Raw genomic sequence first — 12,207 nt, 5'->3', positions numbered from 1 at the left:
TAAAGGAGTAATGTGTTCTATGGATGTATTGAATAAAAACGTTGCAGCAAATCTGAAAAGGATTCGAAAGGCAAAAAATATGAGTTTGGACGCAGTCTCTGTTCAGACTGGGATCAGCAAAAGTATGCTGGGGCAGATTGAGCGGGGACAGTCCAATCCCACAGTGGCAGTCCTGGGGAAAATTGTCAGCGGACTCCGTGTCAAATTCCAGGATTTACTGGGGACGCCGCCTTTTGATACATACATCGTTGAGGGTGACAAGATCGCTCCCATAAAAAAGTCCAAAGATCAATATAAGGTTTTTGTCTATTTCCCTTATGAGGAGGAGAGGAGCTTTCAAATCTATAAAATACAGATCTATCCCGGCTGCAAATATGCGACCGAATCCCATGGAGAGCATACGGCGGAATATATTCTGGTAACAGAAGGAGAGCTGACCGTTCAGGTGGGGGATACGTTTCATGTGATAAAGAAAGGGAACGCTATGCGGATGGAAACGGATAGGGAACATGCTTATTGGAACTGGGGGCAGGAGATGCTTTGGGTTGATATAGTGTTTTCCTGGTGAGGCAGGGGGACGGTGAGAGGAATCCCGCGGCGGTGGGATGGCTGGGTTGGGCGGGAGGGAGGCTTAAGTTCCGGGGACACCTCCGTTGCGAAGAGAGTCTAAGACAAAACCGGAATCCCCGCCGGAGCACCGTTCGTATGTGCAAAGAATGCTTGATGTGCATTCTCTGCCCATGCTCACTTTTTTTCGGCCTGGACTGCCGAAAAAATCTCCTGCGGAAATCCCGGTTTTGCCTAAGACTCTCTAATCACTCCTGCGGAACCGTCCGTGGCCCTTAAGCCTTCCTCCCGCCCGAACCCGGTCAGCCCGCCGCCGCAGGATTCCTCTCACCTGAGTATAGGAAAGTTTCAGGAGGAAGTTTTATATGAACGGGAATGAAATCTTACACATAGGATATAGTTGTAAAATAGACAGATAGAATAAAATTGGAATTTAATGCAATTACTTGGACTACGGCTCAAGGTGATCTAAGTCGGAAGGTATAAGGTGGCAGGGGGACGGTGAGAGGAATCCCGCGGCAGCGGGCTGGCTGGGTTGGGCGGGAGGGAGGCTTAAGTTCCGGGGACACCTCCGTCGCGAAGAGAGTCTAAGACAAAACCGGAATCCCCGCCGGAGCACCGTTCGTATGTGCAAAGAATGCTTGATGTGCATTCTCTGCCCATGCTCACTTTTTTTCGACTTGGACTGCCGAAAAAATCTCCAGCGAGAATCCCGGTTTTGCCTAAGACTCTCTAGTCACTCCTGCGGAACCGTCCGTGGCCCTTAAGCCTTCCTCCCGCCCGAACCCGGTCAGCCCGCTGCCGCGGGATTCCTCTCATCTGGGTATAGGGAGTTCCAGGGGGAGGTTTATCAGAAGGGGAATGACATATTTCACGTAGAATATGGATGTAGAATTGTCAGATAGAATATAGAGATAATATTGCCAGACAAAGTGTAATTAATCATTGAAACGGGTTTAATTGTTTATCCAAAACATAAAGCGGACAATAGTGCGAAACAAGATAAAATGTACAACTTTCGACCTTCCCTGCCTGTTTTCCGTGAATGTGAAGTGAGTCACTGCCAGGTCAAGGGAGGAGGTCTTGGGGCCAGGGGTATTGGGTGGAACTGCGCAGACTGCGGAGTGCGTCCGAAGATCCACTGCCGGCGGTCACTTAGGAGCGAAGGCTTTCCTGAGCTTCTTAGTGAACGGCCAGGCAGTTAGCTAAGGAGAAACGCAGCAGCAAGCAGTTCCACCCAGTACCCCTGGCCCCAAGACCTCCTCCCTTGACCGTCCGTCTGCAACACATCGCTCCCCGATTATATAACTCCGAACTTCACATACACAAAACTATAATTTTATGATAAAAGCCAATACCGTATCCCACACAATATAAGCAAATGTACTGGATAAAAGAAGTAAAACAGATATTTCAGCTTCAGCCCTCTTTCACCGTTATAAAGATTGATTGGTATAAATGCAATACAGGCCGGCGGCTCCCAGAGAAGGGAGATACAGCCAAAGAGTGTCCGCTCCACCCGCCTGTATCTGAAAAGATAGAGAATAACAATCAGGGCTACCCCCTTGAAGTCGTAGTCTGTGCGCATCAGGTAAGCCAGACCCATGCCGCCTGCCAGGCCAAAGAGCATGATATAAGGTTTATCGGAATACTTTTCCATGACAGCCAATACCAGAAATCCAATGAACAATGTGAACATAACATTCTGGGATGTAAACTCTAAAATCCCCTGATTAAAAGCAATATCAAAGGGGAACTCTGACAGCAGTGCAAACAGAAAGAGCCGGAACCCGTATTTCTTTTTATCTGAAGTGTGTAGAAATCCTTCTACTAAAAGAAAGCAGAAAATAGGAAAAGAGGTGCGTCCGATAAAACGGAGAACTCTGTCAATTTCCAGAATTTTTGTCATCTGTTCTGTTGTGACGGCAGTGCCGGAGGTGTTGATATAGTTCAGATAGTAGCCATTTTCCAGTATGGCAGCCCCGATATGGTCAATAAGCATGGTTACCATTGCTATGATTTTTAATGTGCTTCCGCTCAGGCAGGCATATTTTTTTTGCTCCATATTGTTTTCTCCTACTCCTATATTTTAAGAATTATAGTATAACAGCAAGTAATTGAAAAAGCAAAAGGTGGTTTAAGAAATCCTTTAGAAAAACTTTAGAAAAGGAAGCACCTAATCTTTAGATTGTCTCTGTATGATGTATTTAACAAGTTGAGAAAGAAAAAAAGTTAGGAGTGATTCCATGAAAATATTAATTACAACAGATTGGTATGCGCCTATTGTTAACGGGGTAGTAACTTCTGTATTAAACCTTAAAAGAGAACTGGAAGAAAGAGGACATGATGTAAGGGTGCTGACACTGGCGTCGGAAAGGCATTCTTATCAAGAAAATAATATATATTATCTGAAGTCATATGACTTTGGAAAGATTTATCCAAATGCAAGGGCTACTATATGTCACAGAGATGAGCTGGTAGAAGAACTTATACAGTGGTCGCCGGATGTAATTCACTCTCAGTGTGAATTTATGACATTTCCATATGCAGTGAAGATCAGTAAGAAATGCCATTGTCCGGTTGTGCACACCTACCATACCGTATATGAAGACTATACCCATTATTTTTCTCCGAGCAAAACTGTGGGAAGAAAGGTTGTGGCGGTATGGAGCAAAAAGCTTCTTGATAAAGTAAATGCGGTAATTGTACCTACAGCAAAAGTGAGAAATCTTTTGTACGAATATCAGGTAGAACAGCAGATAGAAGTTATTCCCACAGGAATTGACCTGAGAAAATATTCTGCAAGAATTACTGAGGAAGAGAGAGCAAGAAAAAAAGAACTCTTGGGAATTCCAAAGGAAAATAAGGTTCTGGTCAACGTCGGACGCCTTGCGAAGGAAAAAAATCTGGCAGAGATATTGGAATATCTGAAAAAGATGGACAGAAAGGATATCACACTACTTCTGGTAGGGGATGGACCTTACAGAGAGGAACTGGAGAGAAAAACAAAGGAAATGGAACTGGATGGACAGGTGGTTTTTGCCGGAATGATAGATCCCAGGGAAGTGGGAAGCTATTATCAGCTTGGAGATGTATTTGTAAGTGCATCCAACAGTGAAACACAAGGGCTGACCTATCTGGAAGCTCTGGCAAGCGGGATTCCCGCTCTGTGCCGGAAAGATGAGTGTCTGGACGGGGTAATCAAAGATGGCTATAACGGGTTCCAGTATGATTCGTACGAGTACTTTAAGATGCATCTGGAGTATATGCTGGCAGATGAAGAGCGGCGTCTGGTGATGGCGGAACAGGCAATGGATGATGCCGTGAGGTTCTCAACCTGGGAGTTCGGTAATCGGGCAGAACAGCTTTACCGTCAGGTGATTGGCGTACAGGCAGCTCAGGATTACACGGGGTATCTTTTGGGGTGGATTCATAATATGGTGATAAGGAGGAATTCATAATGTATAAGATAAATATGATGTCTAAGGCAGATATGGTGAAGGGACATGGGGTGCTGTCCGCACACGATGAACAGGTAGCTCTGGTAAAGGAAGAATTAAAAGATTTGTTTCAGGTGGAAGAAAACGGTAAGGCGCCAAGTGAAATAACCCATTACCATTCAATCAATCCAGGCTTCTATCTGTCTTTACCATTCAGGAAAAGACAGGGAAGCACAGTTGGGTATGTGCATTTTTTACCGGAAACCGTTGATAACAGCATCCGGCTGCCCCGCCTGGCAAGAAAGATTTTTTACAAATACATGCTTTCCTTTTATAAAAAAATGGATTATCTTGTTACCGTAAACCCATATTTTATTGATGTCTTAGAAACCTATGGAATTGCAAGAGATAAAGTAACCTATATCCCCAACTTTGTATCAGATGAAGATTTCTATCCTCTTACCATGGACCGTCAGAAGATGATACGGAAGGAATATGGGATTGAAGAAGATAAGTTTACAGTACTCTGTGTTGGGCAGCTCCAAAAAAGAAAAGGAGTTATGGAATTCGTAGACATTGCCAGAAAAATGCCGGATATGCAGTTCGTATGGGCCGGAGGGTTTTCCTTTGGCAAGATTACGGACGGTTATGAGGAGATACGGCAGATGATGAAACATCTTCCCGCGAATGTTAAGTTCCTCGGCATGGTAGACAGGGAGAAAATGAACGATATCTATAATATGGCAAATGTAATGTTTCTGCCTTCCTTTGAAGAACTGTTTCCAATGACTATCCTGGAGTCTATGAACTGCGGTATTCCTATCCTGGTGAGGGATTTGGACATTTATAAACCCATCCTCTTTGACTATGTGTTAAAAGGAGAGTCCAGGGAAGAATTCCAGATATTACTGAGAAGACTACAGAATGAACCGGATTTTTATATGGAAGCTTCTCATAAAGCATTTGAGGGTCATGAATTTTACAGCAGAGAACACGTAGGGAAAATGTGGAGAGATTTCTACATTGGTATACTGAAAGAACAGGGAAACAGTCTTGTTCGCTATAATACAGCGAGAAGTATCTATGAGGTGGTTACGAAAAATGGCAACTAAAGCAAAAGAGATCTGTATCGATAACAATAAAAGAACAGCAATGCTTTTGAATGTGAGCACAGTGGTCGGCCTGATTTTAATGACACTATTTATCATCTATGGAGTACAGAATAAAATCTTTTCCTCCCAGGAGGCACTGTCACAATTTTTGGGAAGATTCGGATTTTGGGCTCCCTTTATCTTCATAATGGTTCAAATTGTTCAGGTGGTCATTCCGATTCTTCCCGGGGCAATCGGCTGTCTGGGAGGCGTGCTCATCTTTGGTCCTGTGTGGGGATTCGTATATAATTACATAGGAATCTGCATCGGATCCGTTTTAGCCTTCAGACTTTCCAAACAATATGGGCAGCCCTTTGTCAGGTCAATGGTAAAAGAAAAGTCATATAACAAATATATAACATGGCTGGAAAAAGGAGACAAATTTGATAAAGCCTTTGCCATAGCAATCTTTCTGCCGGTAGCACCCGACGATCTTCTCTGTTATATCGCAGGGCTTACAAAAATGACATTAAAAAAATTCACATGGATCATCCTGCTGGGGAAACCATTGTCTATTCTTATATATAGCTTAGGGCTTACAGGGATAATGGAAATGATAAAAAACTTTATATAGGGACAGGGCGTACCGAAAATGGGACACCCGTGTTGTAATTTGGGACGTGTTCTTTCTAAAAAGAACACGTCCCAAATTACATATATTCCCTGTTGACAAATATGTATATAATGTGTATATTATATATATACAATAAAATCATATATACACACTTCTTGAAATGGAGAAAATTATGAACATAATAATCAGTAATTCAAGCGGTAAGCCCATCTACGAGCAGATTACATCGCAGATCAAGCAGATGATTATGTCGGGTGAGCTCAGACCGGGAGATGCCCTTCCTTCTATGCGGCTGCTTGCGAAGGAGCTGAGAATCAGCGTGATTACCACGAAAAGGGCATATGAAGATCTGGAACGGGATGGGTTTATCTGTACACAAGTGGGAAAAGGAAGCTATGTCGCAGACACTAATCAGGATATTGTCAGAGAAGAACAGCTAAAGGCAATTGAAGAATACCTGGAGCAGGCAGTTGAAAAAGCAAAAGTAAGCGGGATTTCTTATGATGAAATAATAGAAATGCTGCGGATGATTTATGAGGAGGTATAAAGAATGGAGACAGCAATCAGGTTAGAAAATGTAGTGAAGAAATACCCGAAATTCACCCTGGATCATATTAATCTGGAGCTTCCGAAGGGGTGTATTATGGGACTCGTAGGGGAGAACGGCGCAGGAAAAACTACGCTGATTAAGTGTATTTTAGGTCTGATAAGTCTGTCAGACGGGAGGATATATAGGGACGAAAAAGTCATTTCCAAGAAGGAAATTGAGTGGAAAAATGATGTGGGAGTAGTAATGTCCGGTTCCAGTTTTCCCGGTAATTTGAATGCGAAACAAATCAATAAAATTATGGAAAACATATACTCCCGGTGGGATAAAAATATCTTTTATGACTATCTAAAACAATTTCACATCGACGAAAATAAGTTTACAAAAGATTATTCTACCGGTATGGCTATGAAGCTCCAGATTGCCGTGGCGTTTTCCCACAATGCTAAGCTTCTGCTGCTGGATGAGGCAACCAGCGGCCTGGACCCTGTGGTAAGGGACGAGATCCTGGAGATTTTGCAGAATTTTATTCAGGATGAGGAATGTACAGTACTTTTTTCCTCTCACATTACCAGTGATTTGGAAAAAGTAGCTGACTATATTACATTTCTCCATAAAGGGAAATTGATTTTCAGCGAGAACAAAGATGAGCTTCTCTACAATTATGGAGTGGTTCGATGTTCAAAGGAGGATTACAAACGTATCGATCCGGAACATGTGGTAGGGCTGAGGAAAAACCAATTCGGATATGAAGTGATGGTAGATAACAGGATTGTTATATCCAGACAAAACAGGGACTGGGTAGTGGATTCAACTACGCTGGAGGAAATTATTTTATTCCAGATTAAGGGGGATGTATTATGAAGGGATTAGTTTTAAAAGATTTGTATGGTGTAAAAAAATATCTGAAGCAATATGTTCTGTTCTTTGTGATTTTTACTGTTGTGGGGATTATGCTTAAAATGCCTGCTTATATAGGATTTCTGGGGGCTTTTTACGGGATGAGCCTGTTTATCAGCACGTTTAACACCGATGAGTTTTTCCACTGGGAAGCATACGTACTCACAGGGCCATTGTCCAGGCAGGATTTGGTAAAGGGCAAATATGCACTGATGATTCTTTTAATGGGAAGTGCAGCGGTTATTGCTATTCTGGGTGAATTGGCGGTTTGTGTGATTACAAAATTATCCATAGCGGAAAATTTTGCATCAGGTTTGGCAATGGTGATTTATATTTTCTTAATGATGTCGGTGGTTATCCCTTTGATTTACAAATTTGGCAGCGAAAAAGCCAGGACTTCCATGATACTTATCTTTGTTGTCCCAGTCGTGTCAGTTGCCCTTATCGGCAAGATTGCAGGAACAGAAAATGTAAATAATTTTTTGAATAATATTTCCTGGCCTGCAGTGGCTGTTGGAGCATTGATCCTATGTGTCTTGGCCCTGATTGTTTCCTATATTCTTTCACTAAAAATTATAGAAAAGAAGGAATTTTAGAATTTTATTTTGGCACTTTTCCAGTAGATTTTTTTGTCAGATTATGAGAAAATATTATCAAGTGCGATGTTAAATACTAACGAGCCTTAAGTCTATTCTATACTTGAAAGGAGTTTTAAAATGATTTATTCACACGAAGTAGAAATGATGTGCCCGGTGGCACAGGGCGTGAACCACGGCGCAGCTCCAATTCCGGAAGAAGCAAAATGGGTAAAAGCGAAAGAAATTAAAGATATCTCAGGTTTAACACATGGTGTGGGCTGGTGTGCTCCTCAGCAGGGAACCTGCAAGTTAACTTTAAATGTAAAGGAAGGTATTATCCAGGAAGCATTGGTTGAGACCATCGGATGTTCAGGTATGACGCACTCCGCAGCTATGGCATCTGAGATTTTACCGGGAAGAACCATTTTGGAAGCTCTGAATACAGACCTGGTTTGTGATGCTATCAACACCGCGATGAGAGAATTATTCTTACAGATCGTGTACGGAAGATCTCAGAGTGCTTTCTCTGAAGACGGACTCCCTGTAGGCGCAGGTCTGGAAGATTTAGGAAAAGGCTTAAGATCTCAGGTTGGTACTATGTATGGAACCCTTGCAAAGGGCCCTCGCTATCTGGAAATGACAGACGGTTACGTTACAGGTATCGCTTTAAATGAAGACGATGAAATCATCGGTTACAAATTTGTCAGCTTTGGAAAGATGATGGACTTTATCAAAGCTGGAGACGATGCCAACACTGCATTTGAAAAAGCTCAGGGACAGTATGGCCGTGTAGATGACGCAGTGAAAATTATTGACCCAAGAAAAGAGTAATCAGATACTCTTAAAAGTCTGCCGTAGAAAGAATAGGAGGATAAATTAATGGCTTTATTTGAATCATATGAGAGAAGAGAGAAACAAATTCTTGCTGTATTAAATCAGTATGGAATTAATTCTATCGAAGAAGCTGCAGAAGTTACAAAAGCAGCTGGTTTAGATGTATATAACATGGTAGAGGGTATTCAGCCAATCTGCTTCGAGAATGCTAAATGGGCTTACACTGTAGGTGCAGCGATTGCAATCAAAAAAGGATGCAGGAGAGCAGCAGATGCAGCAGCAGCAATCGGTGAAGGACTTCAGTCTTTCTGTATCCCGGGTTCTGTAGCGGATCAGCGCAAGGTTGGTCTGGGACACGGTAATTTGGGTAAAATGCTGTTAGAAGAGGATACTAAGTGCTTTGCTTTCTTAGCAGGCCATGAGTCTTTTGCTGCAGCAGAAGGTGCCATCGGTATCGCTGAAAAAGCTAATAAGGTCCGCAAAGAGCCTCTTCGTGTTATCTTAAATGGTCTTGGTAAAGATGCCGCTCAGATTATTGCCAGAATCAATGGATTTACATATGTAGAGACAGAGATGGATTATCATACAGGCGAAGTAAAGGAAGTATTCAGAAAAGCATACTCAACGGGACTTCGCGCAAAGGTTAACTGCTATGGAGCTAACGATGTAGTTGAGGGTGTTGCTATTATGCATAAAGAAGGTGTTGACGTGTCTATCACAGGCAACTCCACCAATCCAACCAGATTCCAGCACCCGGTTGCAGGTACTTACAAGAAGGAATGCATTGAGATGGGCAAAAAATACTTCTCCGTAGCATCCGGCGGCGGTACAGGAAGAACACTTCATCCAGACAATATGGCTGCAGGTCCTGCTTCTTATGGTATGACAGATACCATGGGACGTATGCACTCAGATGCACAGTTTGCCGGATCCTCCTCCGTTCCTGCTCATGTTGAGATGATGGGACTTATTGGCGCTGGTAATAACCCTATGGTTGGAATGACAGTGGCTGTGGCAGTAGCTGTTGAGGAAGCGGCAAAAGCTGGAAAGTTCTAAGAAAACCTATATAAATTAAGGAGTTTGGCAGAAAAATAGATATTTCTATGGTTGGAACAGAATGAACTGCTATAAGATAGCATATTGACATTTTCAATTATATGGCGTAATATAATACTAGCAGAGAAAAGCAAATGTGTCCATTGGGCGCAAAGCGAAGCCCCAGGGAGTGGCTGCTCCCTGGGGCTTCTATTTCCTTTTTGAAGAGGAATAACTTAGGCAGGCTGTTGTTTATTTATCTCCATCCAACCATTTGCAGATATAGTAGCAAACTATACCTGCCGCAACAGAGATAAGAAAAGCAAATATGTATTCCATTGGGGATGCACCTCCTTCCTGCTGGAAAGAGTCAACAGCAATTATATTATAACTGTTGTGTGATAGGATGTCTATGATGACATATAATAGAGTGTGGGGATGGAAAGTAATCAGAAGTGCAGAGTAGCACACCCATAGCGCACAACCACCCCTCAAATCCTTGAAAACCCACCCTTCACCGTTTCTGTTGAGGAAGCAGCAAAAGCTGGAAAGTTCTAAAGTAATTGAATTATTAAGAGGCTATTTTAAAACCGCACTGACCTTTTATGGTTGGTGCGGTTTTTAAGACTGTGAATAAAATTGCGAAGCAGGAAAAAGTTTAGCACCACAAATAAGACATGCCCAGGCATATCAGGCGGTGTTACTACACCCCCTTGTTTTTATAGCATTGTTACGCAATAGAGGTACTATAAGTCTTGAAAACAAAGGCTTTGCAGACACCAAAATCAGCAGACAAGGTGTTTATACCTTTTCCTGTGAAAACGCCTTTTAACTGCGTAACACCTCAAAGTGAAATGCTATCCGTTTCCTCCCGTTTCTTTCCTGCCCCCATTCCATACAAAATATGGGCGATTTAGAAAAGCAAAGGAAACACCAACGCACTAAATGAAATGTTCCGTAGCAAGCATAGGAAAGGTGTACCCTTTCCGTAAAAATGTGTTTCATTTTTGCTTGTTGGGAATGCACTCACAAATATGAAATTATCGACGAATTAGAATTCCTTTCATGTACTGTGTTTCATTGTGGGTTTCGTATATAATAGCCTTTTCTTCTTCCGTGCAACCTATCAGTATTTTAATTTCAGAATCCCTTTTTATCAAATCAACAATACACATAATAGCATCTATATTTTGCCCATTCGTTCCGCCCCATACATCTATCCCTGCGCCATCCATGGATGCTGTATCTTTCAAATACCCATAATTGACTTTATAAATGAGATCAGGATATTTAGGATGTGCAGTTCCTTTTGGCCTATCTATGATGATTTCTGATTTGCTGACTAAGGCATCTAATACACTCCAGAAACTATTGTCAAATCTGTGCATGAAATCTCCTCCAAATTCATATTTATCAATTTCGATGATAATAGCACAAAGCTGTGAATTTATCTATCATCGTTTTTGTCTTTACATCTGCTTGTATCATTTTATATTGCCGCAGGAAATTCGGGCACCATAAAATCAATAATCGTTGTGTCTTCAAGTATGTTAATAGGCAAAAAAGTCAGTATTTACAACGGTTTTCATCGTTTAATGCTTTTCGTCAACTCTAATTCAAAAACTATTTTTTATAGTACAATCCTATTTTTTAAATGACATTACCCCATCACTGCCTACATAATATTTTCCGATTTGCTTATTTGTTACCATGGCTCCGGAGCCATCGAGATAATACCATTCCTTACCATCGTTTATCCAGCCTCTTTGCAGTACACCACTTGGTTTTGAGAAATACCATTTTCCTCCTATTTTAAACCAGCCATGAGCCATTATCCCGTTGTAATTAAGATAATACCAGGATTTGTCTAGAAGCTGCCAACCGGTCTGCATAGCCCCACTGCTATCTGCATAACACCATTCTCTTGAAAGAAGTACCACTTATTACCGATTTTTTGTCATCCGGTAGCCATATGGCCGGAGCTTTTTAAATAATACATATTATTGTCAATAGATAGCCAGCCTGTTTTCATCCAGTCATCCTTGTCAAAATAATACCATTTACCATTGATGTAATCCCATCCGGTAGCATATCCTGAGGAGCTATAATTTGTATACCACCAACCATTACTCCCCTTTTGCCATGCAGCGTTTACGGGAATAGCAGCGCTGACATTTAGGGCTATTATCAGAAAAATAACCAGGAAATTCTTTGATTTTTTTAGCTGCCTTTTTTGCCTTCCCAGTCTTTTTGGCTCCCATTTTAGATGCCCTGCCTCTCCGTTCTTCATACAGGGCTTCTTTGCCTTCTTCATAATAAATTCGTTCCCAAGCGCTTACAGATTTTGGAGTGGGAATGTTGAAGTGAGCTGTAGTTTGCCTCATTGAAGTTCCTGTATTATGCATATATTCTACTACAGCAATTTTAAAATCACCAGTATATGTTCCATTTTTTACTGTAAGCCCTTCAATCCCATGTTCCGCATATGCTGCTTTCCACTTTTGAATATCTGCTTTGTTCACATAATATTTCTCGGCCAGTGCCATCAATCCGAATTCTTTTTCCAGACATAGAAATAACC

At 41.8% G+C, this 12,207-nt stretch carries 14 protein-coding genes and 1 pseudogene; 9 read left to right on the top strand and 6 right to left on the bottom strand.

Features of this window, described 5'->3' with window-relative positions; genetic code table 11:
- Positions 1-19 precede the first annotated feature (19 nt).
- Entirely contained in the window at positions 20-568 is a 549-nt protein-coding gene (locus ACGHCT_RS15100) for a helix-turn-helix domain-containing protein (protein WP_390436631.1), read from the top strand.
- Positions 569-1,906: 1,338 nt separating this feature from the next.
- Here the strand turns inward: ACGHCT_RS15100 and ACGHCT_RS15095 are convergent.
- A complete protein-coding gene (locus ACGHCT_RS15095) occupies positions 1,907-2,632 on the bottom strand; it encodes a TraX family protein (protein WP_390436629.1) in 726 nt (241 codons plus the stop codon).
- Positions 2,633-2,813: 181 nt separating this feature from the next.
- Here ACGHCT_RS15095 and ACGHCT_RS15090 point away from each other — a divergent pair, with 181 nt between their 5' ends.
- From ACGHCT_RS15090 to ACGHCT_RS15055, 8 genes are all read left to right on the top strand, one after another.
- A complete protein-coding gene (locus ACGHCT_RS15090; RefSeq protein WP_072854777.1) occupies positions 2,814-4,028 on the top strand; it encodes a glycosyltransferase family 4 protein in 1,215 nt (404 codons plus the stop codon).
- Positions 4,028-5,119 carry a glycosyltransferase family 4 protein gene (locus ACGHCT_RS15085; protein WP_390436627.1) on the top strand — a complete coding sequence of 364 codons (1,092 nt, stop codon included), beginning with the start codon at positions 4,028-4,030 and terminating at the stop codon, positions 5,117-5,119. The genes ACGHCT_RS15090 and ACGHCT_RS15085 overlap by 1 nt, the downstream gene beginning before the upstream one ends.
- A complete protein-coding gene (locus ACGHCT_RS15080) occupies positions 5,109-5,732 on the top strand; it encodes a TVP38/TMEM64 family protein (protein WP_242946836.1) in 624 nt (207 codons plus the stop codon). The genes ACGHCT_RS15085 and ACGHCT_RS15080 overlap by 11 nt, the downstream gene beginning before the upstream one ends.
- Before the next feature lie 172 nt (positions 5,733-5,904).
- Positions 5,905-6,279 (top strand): GntR family transcriptional regulator, encoded by a 375-nt coding sequence (locus tag ACGHCT_RS15075; RefSeq protein WP_072854775.1) that lies wholly within the window; start codon positions 5,905-5,907, stop codon positions 6,277-6,279.
- A 3-nt stretch (positions 6,280-6,282) separates the two neighbouring features.
- A complete protein-coding gene (locus ACGHCT_RS15070) occupies positions 6,283-7,143 on the top strand; it encodes an ABC transporter ATP-binding protein (RefSeq protein WP_390436625.1) in 861 nt (286 codons plus the stop codon).
- Entirely contained in the window at positions 7,140-7,775 is a 636-nt protein-coding gene (locus ACGHCT_RS15065) for an ABC-2 transporter permease (protein WP_390436623.1), read from the top strand. Before ACGHCT_RS15070 ends, ACGHCT_RS15065 begins: the two co-directional genes overlap by 4 nt.
- 120 nt (positions 7,776-7,895) lie before the next feature.
- Positions 7,896-8,588, top strand: a complete 693-nt coding sequence (locus tag ACGHCT_RS15060) for an iron-sulfur cluster assembly scaffold protein (protein WP_072854772.1) — start codon at positions 7,896-7,898, stop codon at positions 8,586-8,588.
- A gap of 48 nt (positions 8,589-8,636) precedes the next feature.
- Positions 8,637-9,647 carry a GGGtGRT protein gene (locus tag ACGHCT_RS15055; RefSeq protein WP_072854771.1) on the top strand — a complete coding sequence of 337 codons (1,011 nt, stop codon included), beginning with the start codon at positions 8,637-8,639 and terminating at the stop codon, positions 9,645-9,647.
- Positions 9,648-10,666: 1,019 nt separating this feature from the next.
- Here ACGHCT_RS15055 and ACGHCT_RS15050 read toward each other — a convergent pair.
- The 5 genes and pseudogenes from ACGHCT_RS15050 to ACGHCT_RS15030 all read right to left on the bottom strand — a co-directional run bounded on the left by ACGHCT_RS15050 (position 10,667) and on the right by ACGHCT_RS15030 (position 12,148).
- Entirely contained in the window at positions 10,667-11,014 is a 348-nt protein-coding gene (locus tag ACGHCT_RS15050; protein ID WP_390436622.1) for an inorganic pyrophosphatase, read from the bottom strand.
- A 255-nt stretch (positions 11,015-11,269) separates the two neighbouring features.
- On the bottom strand, positions 11,270-11,518 hold the full coding sequence (locus ACGHCT_RS15045) for a hypothetical protein (RefSeq protein WP_390436621.1): 249 nt from the start codon (positions 11,516-11,518) through the stop codon (positions 11,270-11,272).
- A pseudogene (locus ACGHCT_RS15040) lies at positions 11,494-11,583 on the bottom strand (hypothetical protein); the annotation flags it as partial. The pseudogene ACGHCT_RS15040 and the gene ACGHCT_RS15045, both read right to left, overlap by 25 nt.
- The gene (locus tag ACGHCT_RS15035; protein WP_390440191.1) at positions 11,584-11,787 is read right to left on the bottom strand and encodes a hypothetical protein; all 204 of its coding nucleotides are present in this window, start codon (positions 11,785-11,787) and stop codon (positions 11,584-11,586) included.
- Positions 11,753-12,148 carry a helix-turn-helix domain-containing protein gene (locus tag ACGHCT_RS15030; protein WP_390436620.1) on the bottom strand — a complete coding sequence of 132 codons (396 nt, stop codon included), beginning with the start codon at positions 12,146-12,148 and terminating at the stop codon, positions 11,753-11,755. The genes ACGHCT_RS15035 and ACGHCT_RS15030 overlap by 35 nt, the downstream gene beginning before the upstream one ends.
- Between the last annotated feature and the right edge of the window lie 59 nt (positions 12,149-12,207).

The organism is Lactonifactor longoviformis, assembly GCF_042848515.1.
Lineage (GTDB): Bacteria > Bacillota > Clostridia > Lachnospirales > Lachnospiraceae > Lactonifactor > Lactonifactor longoviformis.
Note: the sequence above shows the minus strand (reverse complement) of the source record. Positions and strands in the feature narration are given on the sequence as shown.